Annotated in this window: 16 protein-coding genes; 6 read left to right on the top strand and 10 right to left on the bottom strand. The window is 64.6% G+C overall.

The features are described from left to right. Positions 1–35 precede the first annotated feature (35 nt). Both egtD and egtB read right to left on the bottom strand, forming a co-directional pair. A complete protein-coding gene (egtD, locus tag ACM43_RS29435; RefSeq protein ID WP_271544946.1) occupies positions 36–1,007 on the bottom strand; it encodes an L-histidine N(alpha)-methyltransferase in 972 nt (323 codons plus the stop codon). Positions 1,008–1,055: 48 nt separating this feature from the next. Next, positions 1,056–2,351 (bottom strand): ergothioneine biosynthesis protein EgtB, encoded by a 1,296-nt coding sequence (gene egtB, locus ACM43_RS29430; RefSeq protein WP_157280738.1) that lies wholly within the window; start codon positions 2,349–2,351, stop codon positions 1,056–1,058. A gap of 239 nt (positions 2,352–2,590) precedes the next feature. Here egtB and grxD point away from each other — a divergent pair, with 239 nt between their 5' ends. The 4 genes from grxD to ACM43_RS29410 are packed head-to-tail and all read left to right on the top strand — an operon-like array spanning position 2,591 to position 6,066. Next, positions 2,591–2,917 carry a Grx4 family monothiol glutaredoxin gene (gene grxD / locus ACM43_RS29425; RefSeq protein WP_018647423.1) on the top strand — a complete coding sequence of 109 codons (327 nt, stop codon included), beginning with the start codon at positions 2,591–2,593 and terminating at the stop codon, positions 2,915–2,917. A gap of 3 nt (positions 2,918–2,920) precedes the next feature. Continuing rightward, a complete protein-coding gene (locus ACM43_RS29420) occupies positions 2,921–3,475 on the top strand; it encodes an O-acetyl-ADP-ribose deacetylase (RefSeq protein ID WP_271544942.1) in 555 nt (184 codons plus the stop codon). A 43-nt stretch (positions 3,476–3,518) separates the two neighbouring features. After that, the gene (locus ACM43_RS29415; RefSeq protein WP_271544940.1) at positions 3,519–4,805 is read left to right on the top strand and encodes a serine hydrolase domain-containing protein; all 1,287 of its coding nucleotides are present in this window, start codon (positions 3,519–3,521) and stop codon (positions 4,803–4,805) included. A gap of 1 nt (position 4,806) precedes the next feature. Continuing rightward, a complete protein-coding gene (locus ACM43_RS29410; protein WP_271544938.1) occupies positions 4,807–6,066 on the top strand; it encodes a serine hydrolase domain-containing protein in 1,260 nt (419 codons plus the stop codon). A 112-nt stretch (positions 6,067–6,178) separates the two neighbouring features. Here the strand turns inward: ACM43_RS29410 and ACM43_RS29405 are convergent, their stop codons facing one another. The 7 genes from ACM43_RS29405 to ACM43_RS29375 form a co-directional block, all read right to left on the bottom strand. Next, positions 6,179–7,246: a threonine aldolase family protein gene (locus tag ACM43_RS29405; protein ID WP_271544936.1), complete on the bottom strand. Its 1,068-nt coding sequence runs from the start codon at positions 7,244–7,246 to the stop codon at positions 6,179–6,181. Positions 7,247–7,333: 87 nt separating this feature from the next. Beyond that, entirely contained in the window at positions 7,334–7,951 is a 618-nt protein-coding gene (gene rpsD, locus ACM43_RS29400) for a 30S ribosomal protein S4 (RefSeq protein WP_036012915.1), read from the bottom strand. A 223-nt stretch (positions 7,952–8,174) separates the two neighbouring features. After that, a complete protein-coding gene (locus ACM43_RS29395) occupies positions 8,175–8,942 on the bottom strand; it encodes an acyltransferase (protein ID WP_271544930.1) in 768 nt (255 codons plus the stop codon). 220 nt (positions 8,943–9,162) lie between these two features. Continuing rightward, a complete protein-coding gene (locus ACM43_RS29390) occupies positions 9,163–9,936 on the bottom strand; it encodes an HpcH/HpaI aldolase family protein (protein WP_157280734.1) in 774 nt (257 codons plus the stop codon). 60 nt (positions 9,937–9,996) lie between these two features. Further along, positions 9,997–10,794 (bottom strand): glutamate racemase, encoded by a 798-nt coding sequence (murI, locus tag ACM43_RS29385; protein WP_271544911.1) that lies wholly within the window; start codon positions 10,792–10,794, stop codon positions 9,997–9,999. A gap of 137 nt (positions 10,795–10,931) precedes the next feature. Beyond that, complete coding sequence (locus ACM43_RS29380; protein WP_271544909.1) at positions 10,932–11,738, bottom strand: Crp/Fnr family transcriptional regulator; 807 nt, start codon at positions 11,736–11,738, stop codon at positions 10,932–10,934. A gap of 227 nt (positions 11,739–11,965) precedes the next feature. Continuing rightward, positions 11,966–13,045 carry a SecDF P1 head subdomain-containing protein gene (locus tag ACM43_RS29375; RefSeq protein WP_271544907.1) on the bottom strand — a complete coding sequence of 360 codons (1,080 nt, stop codon included), beginning with the start codon at positions 13,043–13,045 and terminating at the stop codon, positions 11,966–11,968. A 226-nt stretch (positions 13,046–13,271) separates the two neighbouring features. On the opposite strand from ACM43_RS29375, the gene ACM43_RS29370 reads away from it, so the two are divergent. After that, the gene (locus ACM43_RS29370) at positions 13,272–15,179 is read left to right on the top strand and encodes an acyl-CoA synthetase (RefSeq protein ID WP_271544905.1); all 1,908 of its coding nucleotides are present in this window, start codon (positions 13,272–13,274) and stop codon (positions 15,177–15,179) included. A gap of 199 nt (positions 15,180–15,378) precedes the next feature. Beyond that, complete coding sequence (locus ACM43_RS29365; protein WP_404539916.1) at positions 15,379–17,208, top strand: caspase family protein; 1,830 nt, start codon at positions 15,379–15,381, stop codon at positions 17,206–17,208. A gap of 19 nt (positions 17,209–17,227) precedes the next feature. Here the strand turns inward: ACM43_RS29365 and ACM43_RS29360 are convergent, their stop codons facing one another. Continuing rightward, positions 17,228–18,400: a M20 aminoacylase family protein gene (locus ACM43_RS29360; RefSeq protein ID WP_271544902.1), complete on the bottom strand. Its 1,173-nt coding sequence runs from the start codon at positions 18,398–18,400 to the stop codon at positions 17,228–17,230. Between the last annotated feature and the right edge of the window lie 106 nt (positions 18,401–18,506).

Genomic DNA, 18,506 nt, shown 5'->3' with positions numbered 1-18,506 from the left:
GCTCGAATGAAACCGGCCAAACGACGGCTGCCGGTCTACTCCGCGACCTCCAGCGCGTGCACCGAGAACATCTTCGCCGCATCCGTCCAGCTCTCGCGCACGCGCCAGCCCGCGCTCTGGGCCAGCGCGGCAAAACGCGCGATGCTGTATTTGTAGCTGTTCTCGGTGTGGATGCTCTCGCCCGGGCGGAACGAGAAGCTGGTGCCGAGCAAGCGCACGGTCTGGCTCTTCCTGCTGATCAGGTGCATCTCGATGCGGTGCCGCTCGCGGTTGTAGATCGCGCGATGGGTGAAGGCGGACAGGTCGAAATTGCCGCCGAGCTCGCGGTTGATGCGCACCAGCACATTGAGGTTGAAGCGCGCGGTGACGCCGGCTGCATCGTTATAGGCGTCGAAGAGGATCCGCTCGTCCTTCTCGAGATCGGCGCCGATGATCATCTGCGCGCCCTTGCCGAGGATCTTGCGCGCGCTTGTCAGGAAGGCCTGCGCTTCCTGCGGCTCGAAATTGCCAATGGTCGAGCCGGGGAAGAAGCCGACCTTCGGCATGGAGGCGACCGCCGTCGGCAGCTCGAACGGCGTGGTGAAGTCGGCCGCGACCGGATAGATGCCGAGCGCCGGGAAATCCCGCTTCAGGCCGCTCGCCTGTGCCTTCAGGAAGTCGCCGGAGATATCGACGGGCACATAGGCCGCGAATTTGCAATGATCGAGCAGCAGGCGCACCTTCGTGGTCGCGCCGGCGCCGAACTCGACCAGCGCGGCGTGCTCCGGGATGATCTTCGCGATCTCGCTGCCGCGCTGCTTCAGGATCGATAGCTCGGTGCGCGTCGGATAATATTCCGGCAGCTTCGTGATCGCCTCGAACAGCTCCGATCCGGTCGCGTCATAAAAATATTTCGGCGACAGCTTTTTCGGGTGCTGCGAGAGGTCCTCGATGGCCTCACGGGCGAAAGCGGTGGTCTGCTCGTCGGGAAGATGGGCCTCGGCCAAAGCGCTGGCGTGCACATTCATGATACTCTCCTGAACGCGCTGTCCGGCGCGCATCTGTCGTCGGAATACTTAGTCGTAATCGGCAAGCCGCAGCCCGGTGAACTGCCAGCGGTGGTGCGGATAGAAGAAGTTGCGATAGGTGGTACGGCTGTGGCCTTGCGGAGTTGCAAGCGAGGAGCCGCGCAGCACCAGCTGGTTGACCATGAACTTGCCGTTGTACTCGCCGAGCGCGCCCTCGACGGCGCGGTAGCCGGGGTAGGGCGCGTACGAGCTGCGGGTCCATTGCCAGACGAGGCCGAAGGCGTCGTTGAGCTGGCCAGCGCGCGCCGCGACCTCCCATTCCATCTCGGTCGGCAGGTGTTTGCCGGACCAGCGCGCGAACGCATCCGCCTCGTAATAGCTGACGTGACAGACCGGCGCGTCCGGATCGACCGGCTTGAGGCCGGCGAGCGTCATGACCTGCCATGCGCCGTCGACCTCGCGCCAATAGCCGGGGGCTTGCCAGTCTTCCTTGCTCGCTGCGGCAAAGCCGTCCATCAGCCACAGGGTCGCGGTCCGGTAGCCGCCGTCCTGCATGAAGGCGAGCCATTCGGCATTGGTGACCAGATTGCGGGCGATCCTGACCGGACCGACCAGGGCGCGGTGCGCCGGCTTCTCGTTGTCGAAATGAAAGCCGTCGTCGACATGGCCGACGGTGTGGATGCCTTCGTTCAGTGCGAGCCAGTCATCACCGCCGCGCGTCGCGGCCGGGAAGCGCCAGGCCGGGTCATACGCCGGATAGATCGGGTTCTGCGCAAAGGCATGCAGGATGTCGGTGAACATCAGCTCCTGATGCTGCTGCTCGTGATTGAGCCCGACTTCGACCAGCGGGGCGATTGCGCGGAGCTTGTCCGCGCCGGCCTCGCGGAAGAATTTGCCGACGGCCGCATCGACGTATTTGCGATAGGCGCCAACCTCGTCGGCGCTGGGGCGGGTGATGTCGCCGCGATGATTGCGGGCATGTCGCGGGCCGGCGCTGACGTAATAGGAATTGAACAGGAATGCGAAATCGGGGTGGAAGGGCCGGTAGCCCGCAGAATGCTCGCCGAGCAGGAATTGCTCCCAGAACCAGGTCGTATGGGCACGGTGCCATTTGGTCGGGCTGGCATCCGGCATGGACTGGATCTGCTGGTCCTCGGGCGACAGCGGTGCGGCCCGGCGTTCGGTCTCATTGCGGACAGTCGAGAACGCCGCTTCCAGCCGCTGGGCGAGGTCGTCCTCGCGGGAGGACGGTGACGAACGCAGGGAGGCCGTGGCTGAGGCTTGTTTCGTCACGTTTTTCTCCAGACAGGACAAGAGAACGTTGTTCGCACGACCCGGTTCCATGAACAGGGTTCGTCCTAGATAGGGGCTCCGTTACGGTATGAAAGTCCTCTGCGGCGATGATATTGATGTCATCAGCCTATGGACCCGGCTGGGGTCAATCCGGCCGCCGGAGACCCGTCGCCGCCATTTTACTTTGGATGCACAACGGTTTGGGCTACATATATGGGCAGGTATCGGGTTAAATCGGCTGAGCCGGCCCGAAGCAATTGGTGAGGGCTCTGCCCCAGAAGGACACGGAAATGAGCATCGCGGAATTCATCGACAATGAAGTGAAGTCGAACGACGTGGTTCTGTTCATGAAGGGGACGCCGCAATTTCCGCAGTGCGGTTTCTCCGGCCAGGTGGTCCAGATCCTCGACCATATCGGTGTCGGCTATAAGGGCCTCAACGTTCTCGAATCCGCCGAGCTGCGCAACGGCATCAAGGAATATTCGAACTGGCCGACCATCCCCCAGCTCTACGTGAAGGGCGAATTCATCGGCGGCTGCGACATCGTCCGTGAGATGTTCCAGGCCGGCGAATTGCAGCAGCTCTTCTCCGAGAAGGGCGTCGTCGTCGCGGCCTGACACGTGACCCTGCTGACGCGCCGGATTGGCGGCGCGGAGCTCGATGTCATCGTCGCCGATATCACCACGCTCGGCGTTGACGCCATCGTCAACGCCGCGAACACGTCGCTCCTTGGTGGGGGCGGCGTGGATGGCGCGATCCACCGGGCAGCCGGCCCCGAGCTCGTCGCCGAATGCCGCATGCTCCACGGTTGCAAGACGGGCGACGCGAAGATCACCAGGGGCTATCGCCTCAAGGCCACGCATGTCATCCACACCGTCGGTCCGGTCTGGAATGGCGGCACGCTCGGCGAGGACGATCTGCTCGCCTCTTGCTATCGGCGGTGCATGGAGCTTTGCGGGAAGCACAAGCTGACCTCGGTGGCATTTCCCGCGATTTCGACCGGCATCTACCGTTTTCCTGCCGACCGGGCGGCCGATATCGCCGTGCGCACGATGATCGAAGGGCTGACTTTGGCGCCGACCGTCGCTCGCGTCGTGTTCTGCTGCTTCTCTGAGCCGGGCGCAAAGCTCCATGCCGAGGCGCTTGCGCGACAGGGCGGCCCTTGTGCCGATTGAGCTGGTCGGTACACTCCGAGGCGCCATGTTCCGGGGAGGGGATATGATTTCACAATTTGGACTGCGTGCGCTCGCCTGCGGCGCGTTGGTGTCGCTTGCCGCGATGTCGCCGGCGCACGCGCAGGGCACTTACGAGATTCCGGCCGGCGCGCATTTCAATCAGGAGAAGCTCGGCAGGATCACCGACTTCTTCAAGAACGAGGTCGCGACCGGCAAGATCGCCGGTGCAAACGTGCTGATCCAGCAGCATGGCAAGCCGGTCTATCACGAAGTCTTCGGCGTGCAGGACGTGGTCAGCAAGGCTCCGATCACGGACAAGACCATCTTCCGCCTATTCTCGATGACCAAGGCGATCACTGCGGTGGTCGCGATGCAATTGGTCGAGGAAGGCAAGATCAAGCTGGACGATCCCGTCTCGAAATACATTCCCTCCTTCGCCAATGTGAAGGTCGGTGTCGAGAAGAAGGCCGAGGACGGCACGAAGGCGCTCGAGCTGGTGCCGCCGAAGCGGGCAATGACCGTGCACGATCTGATGACGCACACCTCGGGCATCACCTACGGCTTCTATGGCGACAGCCTGGTCCGCAAAGCCTATCGCGAGGCCAACATCTATGCCGGCGATTTCGATCTGGCCGAGTTCGCCGAACGCATCGCCAAGCTGCCGTTGCACAACCAGCCGGGCGCGCTCTGGCAATACGGCCACTCGACCGACGTGCTGGCGCGTGTGATGGAGATCGCCGCCGGCAAGCCGCTGATCGACATCATGCGCGAGAAGCTGCTCGATCCTCTCGGCATGGTCGATACCGGCTTCTTGGTCACGGACCCCGCGAAGCAGAAGCTCCTGGCCCAGCCCGTGCCGAACGATGCCGATTTCCGCGTCGGCCGCATCAATGATCCGACGGTCGTCAAGAAGATCCAGTTCGCCAGCGGCGGCATGGTCACGACCATGGCGGATTACAGGCGCTTTTCGCAGATGCTGCTCAATGGCGGCAGTCTGGAGGGCAAGACCATCCTCAAGCCCGAGACGTTCAAGCTGATGACCACTGATCAGGTCGGCCCCGGCTCCGGCGTCGAGCGCGACTATTTCTATTTCCCCGGCGACGGTTTTGGCTTCGGCCTTGGGCTTGCGGTCCGTACCGATCCCGGCAACGCCAAGCCGCCGCCGCCCGGCAACCTCGGCGAACTCAAGTGGGACGGCGCCTCCGGCTGCTATTTCGTGATCGACCCCAAGCAGGACATGTTCTTCGTGCTGCTGGAGCAGACCCCGAGCGAGCGCCAGCGCGTGCAGCGGACATTGAAACAGCTGGTTTATGAAGCCATGGAGAAGTGACATGAACGGGCGCCGCGCGCTGTTCGCGGCGCTCGTTCTTTTGTTCGGCGCCGTAAGTGCGCGGGCGGGCTCGGAGGGCCGCGCGCACAGATTCACGCCCGAAGGCCTGGCAAAAGTCTCCGACTACATCAGGAACGAGATCGCGACCGGCAAATTTCCGGGGGCGATTCTGCTGCTCCAGCAACACGGCAAGCCGGTCTACTGCGAGAATTTCGGCGTCCGCGACGTCGCGACCCAACTTTCGATGAGCGCGGACACGATCTTCCGCCTTTATTCGATGACCAAGCCGATCACCTCGGTCCTGGCGATGATGCTGGTCGAGGAGCGCAAGCTTGCGATCAGCGATCCCGTCTCGAAATACATTCCGGCCTTTGCCGGCATGAAGGTCGGCGTCGAGAAGAAGGCGGAGGACAACAAGGTCTCGCTGGAGCTGGAGCCGCTCAAACGCCCGGTGACGATCGAGGATTTGATGCGGCATACCGCCGGGATCCCTTACGGCTATTATGGCGGGGACCTGGTGAACAAGCTCTACGCCGACGCCGGTCTGTTCGACAGGAATTCGACCAATGCCGAATTCGTCGCGAAGATCACCGCGCTGCCGCTCGCCGAACAGCCCGGCACGATCTGGGATTACGGCCACTCCACCGACGTGCTGGGGCGCATCATCGAGGTGATCTCGGGGACATCGCTGCTCGAGTTCGCGAAGACGCGGCTGCTCGACCCGCTCGGGATGAAGGACACGGCGTTTTACGTCGCCGATCCCGCCAAATGGCCGCGCATCGCCGAGCCGATGCCGCACGATCGGGCGATCAGCCCGATCACGCAGGTTCGCGATATCAGGAAGCCGCTGCGATGGGAGTCGGGCGGTGGCGGCCTCGTCGGCACGGTCGGCGACTATGCGCGCTTCTCACAAATGCTGCTCAACGGCGGCACGCTTGAAGGTCGACGCTACCTGAAGCCGGAAACCATCGCCTTGATGGCGTCGGACCATATCGGTCCCGAAACCGGCGTCGCGCGCGACAAGCACTACTATCCGGGTGAGACCAGCGGCTACGGCCTCGGCTTCGCCGTACGTACCGCGGTGCCGCCGGGCACGAACTGGCCGCTTGGCGAATATCGCTGGGACGGCGTTGGCGGCACCTTCTTCTTCATCGATCCCGAAGACGACCTGTTCGGAATCTTCATGGTGCAGACCCCCTCGCAGCGCGGCCGGATCCAGCTTGAGCTGAAGACGCTGATCTATCAGGCGATGGGGCGGTGAGACCTCTCCCCCTTTGCGTAGCCGGATGGAGCAAAGCGCAATCCGGGACGTCCTCACCGCGTGGATAGATCCCGGATTTCGCTGCGCTCCATCCGGGCTACGGGGCTGAGCTTTACGCCCCGCGCACGATCTCGCGCACGTACCCGATCGTCTCCTCGATCTGGCTCGCATTGACATCCAGATGGGTGCAGGCGCGGATGCGGCCGTCCATCATCGCGAGTGTCACGCCGCGCTGACGGAGGGCCGGGACCATCTTGTCGCCGGGAATGCCGGCGCCGTCGGGCTTGAAGAACACGAGATTAGTCTCGGGCTCCTGCACCTCGATGCCCGAGATCTGCGACAGTCCGCGGGCGAGCGCGCGCGCGTTGGCGTGGTCGTCGGCCAGGCGCTCGACGTGGTGGTCGAGCGCGTAGATGCAGGCTGCCGCGCAGATGCCGGCCTGCCGCATCGAGCCGCCGAGCCGCTGCTTCCACTGCCAGACCGCGTCGATGAAGGCGCGCGAGCCTGCGAGCACGCCGCCGATCGGTGCGCCCAGGCCCTTGGAGAAGTCGATCCAGGCCGAGTCCCAGCCCGCGGTCATGTCGCGTGGCGAGATGCCGCTCGCGACCGTGGCGTTGAGCAGGCGCGCGCCGTCCATATGGGTGACGAGGCCGTGCTGTCTGGCGATCGCGACGATCTCGTCGAGCACCGCCTTCTTCCAGATCGTGCCGCCGCCGATATTGGCGGTCTGCTCGACGCTGACGACGGTCTGCGGCGGCTGGTAGCGCGTGCGCGGATGCAGCGCCTTGCGAAGAGTCTCCGGCGTGAACTGGCCATCGGGGCCCTTGAGCTGGGTGACCTGGAAACCGCCGATCGCGGCATGCGCGCCGCCTTCGCGCGCGATGATATGCGCGGTCTCATGGGCGAGGATCTCGTCGCCGGGGCGGCAATGCACCAGCGTCGCGGTGACGTTGCACATCGTGCCGGAGGGCATGTAGACCGCCGCTTCCTTGCCGAGCAGGTCGGCAACGCGTTCGCACAGCGCGTTCACGGTCGGATCATCGCCGACCTGCTCGTCACCGACCTCCGCCCGCGCCATCGCCTCGCGCATGCCTGCCGTCGGCTTGGTCTGCGTGTCCGAGAGCAGATTGATGCGCACCGGCGGCGCCTTGGGATCGACGGGGGGAGGGGTGTAGAGCATGCGACGGCTCCTAAGCAGTGCGGCCACTGAAGTGTGGCTCTTAAGCAAAAAGGCCCCGGCGAACCGGGGCCTTTCGATATTCAGATCTTAGCGCGAATAGAATTCGACGACCAGGTGCGGCTCCATCTGTACCGGGAACGGCACGTCGGAGAGGCCGGGGATGCGGGCGTATTTCGCGGTCATCTTGCCGTGGTCGACTTCGAGATAGTCGGGGACCTCGCGCTCGGGAAGCTGGCTGGCTTCGAGCACGTGGGCGAGCTGCTTGGAGGCTTCCTTGACCTCGACCACGTCGCCGACCTTGAGCTGATAGCTCGAAATGTTGACCTTGCGACCGTTCACCTTGATGTGGCCGTGGTTGATGAACTGGCGTGCGGCGAAGATCGTGGAGACGAACTTGGCGCGGTACACGACCGCGTCGAGACGACGCTCCAGCAGGCCGATCAGGTTCTCGCCGGTGTCACCCTTGAGGCGGCTGGCCTCGACATAGATGCCGTGGAACTGACGCTCGGAGATGTTGGCGTAATAGCCCTTCAGCTTCTGCTTGGCGCGCAGCTGCACGCCGAAGTCGGAGAGCTTTCCCTTGCGGCGCTGGCCATGCTGGCCGGGGCCGTATTCACGGCGGTTGACGGGGCTCTTCGGGCGGCCCCAGATGTTCTGGCCCATACGGCGATCGATCTTGTACTTCGCCTCACTGCGCTTAGTCATCGCGTCCTCTTCAGGTCATGGTTTGAGGAAACGCGCCCTCCTGTGTGACGGGATGGTCCCGGCACCGACAGGTCCGATCCCCAAAGCTTAAGGGAAGAGGACCACGGGTCGCGAAACGCTTCGCGGGCCGAAACCGGCCCGCGAGCAGGCGGCTTTTAGGGGACTTTGGGGTTGGCTGTCAATTCTTTAGCCTGTCATTCCGGGACCTGCGACGACGGTATTCTTATGTCCTGACCGCCCGGACCGGCTTTGACCCCGCCGCCCGCAATTCGGCAGCAATTTCAGTGTTCAGGACCTGTTCCAGCCGGGTCAGGACTCTCGCGATCGGGGCGGCGTCAGTGACGCGGTGGTCCCAGCGGATCACGACATGGATGGTCTGATCCGGCTCGACCAGCCCATAGCTCAAGACGTAGGGGCCCGGCGTGATCGGGTGGAGCTCGCCGCCGCCATAGGCAGCCACCGAGCTTACCCCGAAGCTGCCGAACCAATTGCCGCGCTGACGGCCGAAATTCAGGCCGGCGGCCCAGGACAGGCGCCGCAATGGCAGCGGCAGGCGCGTCGCCCGCATGATCTTTCGGAACATCGGGACGTCCTCGATCGGGGCCATCTTGCCGCGTCGGATCTCCCCATCGACGGCTGCCAGCGAAAGGTCCTCGGGACCTGCGATCCGCTGCGGCAGAACGCATTCTTCGCCATCATCGACGCGCGCGATCGCGACCGTCGCCACGCTCCTCGGCAGCTCATAGAGGGCCGGCCAAGGCCATTTGGTGTAAACCGTGCGCAGAATCGGCTCGTCCTTTGCAACCAGGGCGAAAGCCTTGACGAACATCGCGGCCCAGCCAGCGGGTGCGGCTGCGTCCGCACGGGCCTCCAGCAGGGGGCGGATATTGAGCGAACGGGCCAGCGAAACGAAAGGTACGCCCATCGAGGCGTGCATGAGGTCGCAGATCAGACGGCGCCGCAGCGAAATGGTCTTGGGCGTCCCGCGCATAGGCCTCCGGTTCCAAATCAAAAGATCAAAATATGTGCAGCGAGCGGGGCCCGCCCGCTCGCTCTAGCACGAACCAACCCGCTTGGGACCAGTCGGTTCGCCGCAGAAGGGATCGCCAATGAGGAGCCTCCTTTAGACCAAAAAATACTCTATTTTCAATTATTTACATCTTGAGCGGGCGGTCCTGGCGGCGCCGGTCGTCACGCGTCAATCGGCTTGTTCAGCGCCTGACTCCCTCGCAGGCCGCCATGATGCCGCGCTGGAACAGCGACCAGTCGAAGCCCAGCGCGATCGCACGGTAGCCACGGTCGATCAACGCGTTGGCCTGGTCGGCGGTGCGCGCCACGCCGCCGATCGGCACGCCGCTTTTGAGGATGCCGGCCTCGGCGCGCGCGATCAGGTCCAGCAATTGCGGATCATCCATCTGGCCGCGCTTGTTGATGGAGGTGGCGAGATCGCCGGGACCGATCACCGCGACGTCGATACCGGGTGTTGCCATGATCTCGTCGATGCGATCGACCGCGTCGACGTGCTCGATCGTGATCATGCAGATCATCTCGTCGTCGGCAGAGGCCATGTAATCAGGCATCGACTGGCCCCAGCGGAACGGCGCGTGGAAGGGGCCCCAGAGCCGATCGCCGCGCGGCGGGTAGCGCACGCTGCGCACCGCTTTCTCGGCATCCGCGCGGCTCGTGATCATCGGGAAGTTGATGCCGAAGGCACCGATGTCCATCGGCGCTTTCGCCAGCCACGGCTCGTTGGCGGCGATCCGCACCAGAGGCGTGCACGGCGTGCCCGTGGTCGCGGCGATCATCGCGTGGGCTTCGGTCAATCCGATCGGGCCGTGCTCGAGATCGACGATGATCCAGTCGAGCGAGCGCGCCATGATCTGCACCATCTGCACGCTCGGGATGGTCGCGATCGCACCGAAGGCGGGGCGACCCTCGCGCCAGAGCTGACGGAGACGGTTGAGCGGCGGAGTCGGGACCGACATGGAAAACCTGCGGGACGATGGCGACGGCAAAGCCTAGCAGCGCGCCGCCAGTGCGCAAGCTCAGGCCACCGCGCGTCCGCCGAAGAACGGCGTCAGCGTGGCGCTGAGACCATGCACGCGGTTCGATGTAAAAAACATCTCGGCGCCGGACTGCGCGATGCCGCCGGTCGGCGGGCCGAGCAGGTCGGAGACGCGGCGGGCGATCGCGGGCGCCGGATCGATCCAGTCGACCGGCCAGGGCGCGAGCTTCTTCATCCGGTCGAGCAGAAGCGGGTAGTGCGTGCAGGCGAGCACCACAGTGTCGGTGCGCGCGCTCGCATCCGAGGCGTCGCCCACGAAGCAAGGAGCGAGCTCGGCGAGGATGGCTTCGTCGCTGATCGGGATGCCGCCGAGCGCGGCTTCGGCCAGCGAAGCGAGCTCGGGCGAGCCGACCAGCGTCACCTCGCATCCTTGCGCGAAATCGCGGATCAGCGCCTTGGTGTACTCGCGCTTCACCGTGCCCTTGGTGCCGAGCACCGAAACGCGGCGGGTCCTGGACTGCGCACAGGCCGGCTTGATCGCCGGCACCGTGCCGACGAAGGCTACGGAATAGGCGGCGCGCAAGCGAGACAGGACCAGGGTGGACGCCGTGTTGCAGGCGATGACGACGAGGTCTGGACTATGCCGGCCGATCAGCTCCCCCATCAGCGGCACGACTCGGGCGATGATCTCGTCCTCGCTGTGGTGGCCATAGGGGAAGAAGGCGTCGTCGGCGACGTAGACGTAATGCGCGTCGGGCCGCCCCGCCACGACCTCGCGGAGCACCGTGAGCCCGCCAAGGCCGGAATCGAACACCAGGATCGTCGGAGAATTGGTCACGTCGCCACCCTAGCCCGGCATGGTTACCATTCGGTTTTTAGGGCGATTTTGCGGCGATCCCGCAAAGACCCGGGGGGCGTCTCGTGTCACGGACGCGCTGCGTCGTCATCCCCGGCGTCACATCGGCCGCGCGGCGCTCACGCGATCCTGTTGGTGGTGGTCCCGCGCTCGGTTGCCAGCTGCTTCTGCAGGCGGTCGATGTTCTGCAACAGGCGCTGGCTGGTCAGCACCAGGAAGTAATAGCCGAATTGCGGATCCTGGAAGTAGATCTCGAGCAGCCGGTCATAGGTGATGGTCAGCACCTGGCCGTCCTCGATGCATTCGACCGTCCCCGTGCGCCGGTTGTCCGGCGTGAGGAAGCCGAGCTCGCCCATCAGCGCCCCGGGCCCGATCTCGACGTTGATCTCCTTGACCAGGAACTTGCCGGTGACGGTGAGGAACATTTCGTTGGCTGGGTCACGCATCTTGAAGAGGATGTCGCCGTGCCGGTATTTGCGCTCGGTCATGAACGGCTTGAGCCATTCGATCGACATGTCGCCTTCGGCCGCATGCCGCGCCTTCTTGACCAGCTTGAGCATCTGCCGCAGGCGCAGGGCGTTGATCGGAAGCATCAGGAGATAGAGCAGGAACGTGGCGACGTTGGCGGAGAGCGCGCCGAAGAGAGCGAAGAACGCGCAGCCGATCATGTTGGCGACGCGCAGAGGGACCATCGTCCGCATCAGGAGGGTGGCGACGAAGAAGACCGCCCCGACCACGGCGAACAGATTGGCGAGCGTGATGTTGTGGACGAAGATCTCCAAGAGCCGGTTGAAGATCGCCTCGTAGGTGACGCTGTCGGGATCGAGGCCCATCTGGACCAGGATTTTCGCGATCCTGAGGTTGTCCGTGGCCGCTTCGAGGATGCGGTCGAGGATCGACGAAACGTCTGCGCTGCCGGACGGCATGGTACTAACCCCACGTAAGGCATTCAGTCCTGGTCGGCACCCGTATAGCCGAATTCGAATGACGACCGCTTGAATGACGCTTCCGGCCATCGTGCCGCAAGGGGCAAATTTTAGCCTGATCGGGCGTTTCGGCAATTGCCCGTTGGTTGCGCGTCCGGCGCGGGCAGCCGTGATTCGGGCCATCCCTGCGGGCTTGAGCGTCGCGGACGGGCCGAAGCGACCTTCGCTTACGGCTTGGTGGCGGGCTGCACGACCTGCTGTTCGACCAGGCCGAGCCGCCCCGGCAGCGAGCCGGCGCGCATCAGCATGGCGACGCTGTTGGCCTCTTCCAGGGTGAAATTGCCGGAAATCTGCCCTGAGCCGCCGGTGATGGGCTCGCGGATCACGGGAGCGGAGATCACCTTGTCGTCGAGCACGATGGCAAAGGGCTTTCCGACGTTCTCTGCCGTGATATGGGCAAAGCGCCGCGTGCCGCGACCGTTGAAGCGGAACGATGCGATCGGCTCCTTGCTCTCGCCGGTCAATCCCGGGCCGGCATAGCTGATATCGCCGCCCTCGAGCGCGCTGTCCTTGGCGACGAGATAGGGAAGCTTGTCCTTGAAGCCGAGCAGGACTTCCGTGCCCGCCGGCGGCGTGCCCGATTGCGCCTGCTCTGCGGACATCGAGAGGTCGATCAAGCGGAAGCCGACCTTGACCTTCCTGGCGAAGATCGTGGTGATTTGCTCGGGCTCCATCAATCCGGGCAGGAAGATGCGGATACGATCCGTCCCCTCGGGCTGGACGCTGACGAGCTTGACGCCGGCGTCCTTGAGGCGCTGCTCGATCATGGCGATGGATTCTTCGACGAGATCGCGCAGCCGCGCGGCGGATGCGGCATCGGTCGGCGCGAGCCTGAGCAGCCCGTCGCCGGCGTCGGTGACGTTGAGCGCGTGTGTCGGCAACCCCTCCGCCGCCGCGGCGAGCTTGCGCGTGAGCTGTTCGCGGCCTTTGGCGTCAGCGATCTTCACGTCGACGCCGCCGTCGCGGATCGCAAGTCCGGAGAACGCGATGCGGCCCTCGCGCAGGGTCTTGTAGACGTCGTCGCGCACATCCGTGACGACCGCCGCCCGCAAGGCATCGGTGTCCACCCTGTAGACGATACGCGATCCGCCCAGCTTCTCCATCTTGTCGGCAATGAAGGCCGCGACCTTAACGCGAACCTTATCGAGCTGGCTGTCGGCAAGCGCAACACCGGGCAGGGCGATCGCGGATACCATTGTGAACGCAGTGACCAGCCGTGCGATCCGGTTCCGCCGGGGCGTCGTCATGATGACCTCTTGTCTTGCGGCAGGACGCTGGCGAGCGAATTCAGTGCCAGTACTTGGTCCCCCGATCAGCCGCACAGGTTCAAGCGGCGCAGCCGGTAAGCAATGGACGAACGGCAAATCATCCATCATTCTGGTCCGGCTCGGCCGAACACGGCCGAGGCCTCGCCGAACCAAACTGTCAAAAGATACGGCGGCGGGGACATGCATCTGAGGGAGGACGGAATTCATGGCGGGCATCCACGCGCTCGATCGGTTGATCGGCAACGACTATCCGGAACTGTTGACGGACGAGGAGGTCCGGGCATTCGAGCAGGTCCCCTACGCCGACCGCGTCGCGGCCAAGAGCACCTATGACGCCATCAGGCTTGGTGCTGAGCGCAATCCCGACGGGGCGGCGATCCAGTTCCTGCAAAATGCCGATCCTGCCGACACGCCGCTGGTGGTCACGCACCGCGATTTCATCGCGCGCGTCACCCAGGCCGCCAACATGTTTCACGCGCTCGGCGCCGAGAAGGGCGACGTCATCAGCTTCATGCTGCCCTTGGTGCCGGATGCGTTCGTCACTCTGTTCGGCGCCGAGGCCGCCGGCATCGCCAATCCCGTCAATCCGCTGCTCGAGCCGCACCAGCTCGCCGAAATCTTGGAAGCCGCGAACACCAAGATCCTGGTGGCGCTCGGGCCGATGCCGGGCACCGACATCTGGCAGAAGGTCGAGCAGATCCGCCCGCAGCTGAAGCATCTGAAAGCCATCGTGCAGGTGTTCGGCGGCGGCGATCCGGCCAATGGCATCTTCGCCTTCAACGACCTGATCAAGCAGCAGCCGTCGGATCGGCTGGTCAGCGGGCGCAAGATTGGCGGCAGCGACATCGCCGCCTATTTCCACACCGGCGGCACCACGGGTACGCCCAAGCTGGTGCGGCATACCCATGCCAATCAGGTCTATCAGGCCTGGGCACTCAATCTGCTGCTGAAGGGCAAGCCCGGCGCCAACCTGCTGTTCGGCATGCCGCTGTTTCACGTCGGCGGATCGCTGACACAGGTGCTGACGACTTTGTCGGGCGGGGGCTCGTTGGTCGTGCTGTCGCCGAGCGGCTGGCGCAACCCGAACGCGGTGAAGAACATCTGGCAGCTCGTCGCGCGCTTCAAGCCTGAAGCTCTGTCGAGCGTGCCGACCGTGCTCGCCGCGACGCTCGCGGTGCCGCCGGGGAATGCGGATATCTCGAGCCTGAAATATGCGGCCGGCGGCGGATCGGCGATTCCGGTCGCGGTCGGTTCGGCGATTCAGGAGAAGCTAAAGCTGCCGGTGGTCGAGGTCTACGGCATGACCGAGACCTCGAGCGTGCACACGCTCGCTTATCCGGGCCGGCCGATCCGGCTCGGCTCGGTAGGCCTTCCCATGCCCTATGCGCGGGTGCGCATCGTGCAGCTCGACGCCGATGGCCGCCTGATCCGCGACTGCAAGCCGGACGAGATCGGCGTCGTCATCATGGCCGGACCCGGCGTGTTCGGCGGCTATCTCAACGACGAGCACAACAAGAATGCCTTCATCGACGGGGTCTGGGTCAATTCCGGCGATCTCGGCCGGCTCGATGCCGACGGCTATCTGTGGATCACCGGCCGGGCCAAAGATCTCGTGATCCGCGGCGGCCACAACATCGATCCGGCGCCGATCGAGGAGATCATGTTCCGCCATCCCGCCGTCGGCTTCGCCGCGGTGGTCGGCCAGCCCGACGCTTACGCCGGCGAACTGCCGGTGGGCTACGTGCAGTTGAAGCCCGGCGCAAAGGTCGAGCCGGGTGAGCTGGAAGCCTGGGTGCGCGAGCGCACGCCGGAGCGCGCCGCCGTCCCGGTGCAGGTCATCCCGATCGACCCGATGCCGGTGACGGGCGTCGGCAAGGTGTTCAAGCCGCAGCTGCGCTGGGACGCGGCCGAGCGGGTGTTCACAAAGGTGCTGGCGCCGCTGGTCGAGCGCGGCATTGATTGCAAGGTGAAGGTCGGTCCGCACGGCAGCCACGGCTCGATCGCGACCGTAACGCTGACGGGCCTGCCGGCAGGCCAGCGCGAAGCGGTGAAGGGGGAGGTGCACGCACTGCTCGCACCCTTCGTGATGCGCCACGAGGTGGTGCAGGGATAGGTATGATGGCACGTCGGATCGACCAGGCTCGCGCCGCGCGTGCACGGCGAGGGTCGACTGCATTAGCTATAAGTCGCGATCGAGGAGCTTGTGTGATAGACCTCACATAGAAAAATTTGGCTTTCGTCGACGCTCCGAATAGTCTCAGGAAATTGCATCCGAGGGGGCTGCAGTGATTCCGTTGCGGCTGTTTGGTTTATTGATTTTTGCGACCTTACTGGCCTGCGGATCGGCACACGCCGATCGGCGGGTTGCGCTCGTCATCGGCAATTCAGCCTACAAGAGCGCGCCCAAGCTCACCAATCCCGCGAACGACGCCACGCTGATTGGCGGCATGTTCAAGAAGGCGGGCTTCGATTCCGTCGACGTCAGGCTGGATCTCAGTGCGAGCGAGATGCGGCGCATGTTGCGCGAGTTCGCCGGCAGGTCACGCGATGCGGACATGGCGGTGATCTACTATGCCGGCCACGGCATCGAGCTCGACGGCAACAACTATCTCATTCCGACTGACGCGACGTTGGAGACGGATGGCGACGTCCTCGACGAGACCATCCCTGTCGAGCGCGCATTGTTCGCAGTCGAGCCCGCCAAGCAGCTGCGCCTGATCATTCTCGATGCCTGCCGCGATAACCCGTTTGCGAAGACGATGAAGCGCACGCTGGCCTCGCGAGCGATCGGACGGGGCCTCGCCAAGGTCGAGCCAACCAGCCCGAATACGATGATTGCCTTCGCTGCGAAGGCCGGTTCGACCGCATCCGACGGCGATTCTCGCAACAGTCCGTTCGCTGCCGCGCTGGTCGAGCACCTGCCGAAGCCGGGCCTCGATCTGCGCAAGGCGTTCGGCTTCGTCCGCGACGACGTGCTCAAAACAACCGGCTACAAGCAGGAGCCTTACGTCTACGGCTCGCTCGGCGGCGACGACGTGCCGCTCGTGGTGAAGCCGGCCGCAACCGGACCGCAGGCCAACCCGCAGGACGCGGTTCGCAGGGACTACGAGCTCGCGCTCCAGCTTGCGACGCGCGATGCCTGGGAGGCGTTTCTGGCGGCCTATCCGGACGGCTTCTATGCCAACCTCGCCAAGGGACAGTTGAACAAGATCGGCGCCGAAGAGACACGCGTGGCTGCCGAGCAAAAGGCCAAGGCGGCCGAGCAGGAAAAGGCAAGGCTTATCGCCGAGCGCGCTCAGAAAGCCGAGCAGGAGAAGGCGGCTGCTGCAGCCAAGGCCGCCGAAGAGGCGCGCATCGCCGCGGAGAAGCAAAAGCAGATCGAACAGGCCAGGGCGGAAGCGGCCGAGCAGCAGCGCAAGGCCGCCGAGGCGGCGGCCGCGAAAGCGCTGGCCGAGAAACAGGCGGCAGAGAAGGCCAAGGCCGAGCTGGCCGCCAAGCAGGCCGCCGAGAAAGCGGAGCAGGCCGCCAAACCGGCCGCCGATCGGCAGATGCCCGAAGTCGAGAACCAGAAAGTGGCTGCGCTCGCGCCCGGACCCACATCCACATTATCGGCAGCCGAGCTTTCCAAATCGGTACAAAGCGAATTGCGCCGCGTCGGCTGCCTGACCTCGTTTGCGGAGAGCGAGTGGAGTTCGGCCGCTCAGCGTTCGCTGACGCTGTTCAACAAATATGCCGGCACCAAGTTCGACGTGAAGCTGGCCAGCGTCGACGCACTCGACGCGCTGAAGGCCAAGCCGGGACGGGTCTGTCCGCTGGTGTGCAATTTCGGATTCAAGGCCGACGGCGATCAATGCGTCAAGATCACCTGCCGGGCCGGTTATCGTGTCAATGACGATAACGAATGCGAAAAGGTGCAGGAGAAGAAGCCTGTTGCGACGCGCGAGAACTCCAGACCGCGAGACGATGAGCGGAAGGCAAGCGAGTCCGCGCCGTCAAAGCCGCAGGCGACCGGTCAGGTCTTTTGCAACAGTGCAGGGTGCCGGCCGGTCCGGCAAGGTTGTCGGCTCGAGACGTGGGGCGCCAACAGGGCTGCTGGCTTGATGGCCGGCGGCGGCACCAGCATGATCGAAGTCTGCAACTGAACCGGCGAGTGCCCGCCCGCTAGCCCGCCGGCATTCGTGTTTCCACCAGGCGCGCCCAGAACGAGGCGCCGTGACCCAGAATGTTGTCGTTGAAGACGTAGGCTGGGTGGTGGCACTCGTTGCCGTCGCCCATGCCGACCAGCACCATCGCGCCGGGGCGTGCTTCCAGCATGAACGAAAAGTCCTCGGCGCCCATCATCGGGACGAACTTGTCGTTGACCCGATCGGCGCCGACGATGTCGCGGGCGACGTCGGCGGCAAGGCCGGCCTCGCGGGCATGGTTCATCGTCACCGGATACATCCGCGTGTACTTCGTCTCGGCCGAGCCGCCATAGGCGCGGGCGATGCTGTCGGCGACTTCGCCGATGCGGCGTTCGACGAGATCGCGCACTTCGGGGTCGAGCGTGCGCACCGTGCCGGCGAGCTCGGCGACCTCCGGGATGATGTTGAAGGCGGTGCCGGAGTGGAATTGCGTGATCGAGATCACCGCCGATTTCAGCGGATCGACGTTGCGCGCCACGATCGATTGCAGCGCGTTGACGATCTGCGAGCCGATCAGCACGCTGTCGACCGACTTATGCGGGCCGGCGCCGGCGTGGCCACCCTTGCCGCGGACGGTGATCTGGATGTTGTCGGAGGAGGCGAGCATCGCACCCGACGTGGTGGCGAAATGGCCCTCGGGCAGGTTCGGCATGTTGTGCATGCCGTAAACCTCCTGGATATTCCAGCGCGTCATCAGCCCGTCCTCGACCATGGCCTTGCCGCCGCCACCGCCTTCCTCGGCCGGCTGGAAGATCATCACGGCCGTGCCGTCGAAATTGCGCGTCTCGGCGAGATATTTGGCCGCGCCCAGCAGCATCGCGGTGTGGCCGTCATGGCCGCAGGCGTGCATCTTGCCCGGGACCTTCGAGGCATAAGGCACGCCCGACGTCTCCATGATCGGCAGCGCGTCCATGTCGGCGCGCAGGCCGATTGTCTTGCCGGAGGCCGACTTGCGGCCGCGGATCACGCCGACCACGCCGGTGCGGCCGATGCCCGTCACCACCTCGTCGCAGCCGAATTCGCGCAAGCGATCGGCGACGATGCCGGCGGTGCGGTGGACTTCGTAGAGCAGCTCGGGATTCTCGTGGAAGTCATGGCGCCAGGCGGCCATTTCGTCGGAGAGGGCGGCGACGCGATTGACGATGGGCATGAGGGAATCCGTTTTCTGGTTGTCGTTTGTAGGGTGGGTTAGCCCCGTGGATGCGCAAGCGCATCCACGGGCGTAACCCACCACGGTTTCCGTGGGAGCGAAAGAG

Source organism: Bradyrhizobium sp. CCBAU 45321 (assembly GCF_028128975.1).
GTDB classification, from domain to species: Bacteria; Pseudomonadota; Alphaproteobacteria; order Rhizobiales; family Xanthobacteraceae; genus Bradyrhizobium; species Bradyrhizobium yuanmingense.
The sequence above is the reverse complement of the archived record's forward strand: the minus strand, read 5'-3'. Positions and strand labels throughout refer to the sequence as shown.

Bases quoted from the DNA above. Each gene is read 5' to 3' on its own strand.
- ACM43_RS29405 (WP_271544936.1), bottom strand. From the start codon at position 7,246: ATGCTCTACACCCCTCCCCCCGTCGATCCCAAGGCGCCGCCGGTGCGC.
- ACM43_RS29380 (WP_271544909.1), bottom strand. From the start codon at position 11,738: ATGCCGTCCGGCAGCGCAGACGTTTCGTCGATCCTCGACCGCATCCTC.
- ACM43_RS29360 (WP_271544902.1), bottom strand. From the start codon at position 18,400: ATGCCCATCGTCAATCGCGTCGCCGCCCTCTCCGACGAAATGGCCGCC.
- egtB (WP_157280738.1), bottom strand. From the start codon at position 2,351: ATGGAACCGGGTCGTGCGAACAACGTTCTCTTGTCCTGTCTGGAGAAA.
- grxD (WP_018647423.1), top strand. From the start codon at position 2,591: ATGAGCATCGCGGAATTCATCGACAATGAAGTGAAGTCGAACGACGTG.
- ACM43_RS29415 (WP_271544940.1), top strand. From the start codon at position 3,519: ATGATTTCACAATTTGGACTGCGTGCGCTCGCCTGCGGCGCGTTGGTG.
- rpsD (WP_036012915.1), bottom strand. From the start codon at position 7,951: ATGACTAAGCGCAGTGAGGCGAAGTACAAGATCGATCGCCGTATGGGC.
- ACM43_RS29410 (WP_271544938.1), top strand. From the start codon at position 4,807: ATGAACGGGCGCCGCGCGCTGTTCGCGGCGCTCGTTCTTTTGTTCGGC.
- ACM43_RS29395 (WP_271544930.1), bottom strand. From the start codon at position 8,942: ATGCGCGGGACGCCCAAGACCATTTCGCTGCGGCGCCGTCTGATCTGC.
- ACM43_RS29390 (WP_157280734.1), bottom strand. From the start codon at position 9,936: ATGTCGGTCCCGACTCCGCCGCTCAACCGTCTCCGTCAGCTCTGGCGC.
- ACM43_RS29375 (WP_271544907.1), bottom strand. From the start codon at position 13,045: ATGACGACGCCCCGGCGGAACCGGATCGCACGGCTGGTCACTGCGTTC.
- ACM43_RS29370 (WP_271544905.1), top strand. From the start codon at position 13,272: ATGGCGGGCATCCACGCGCTCGATCGGTTGATCGGCAACGACTATCCG.
- egtD (WP_271544946.1), bottom strand. From the start codon at position 1,007: ATGAATGTGCACGCCAGCGCTTTGGCCGAGGCCCATCTTCCCGACGAG.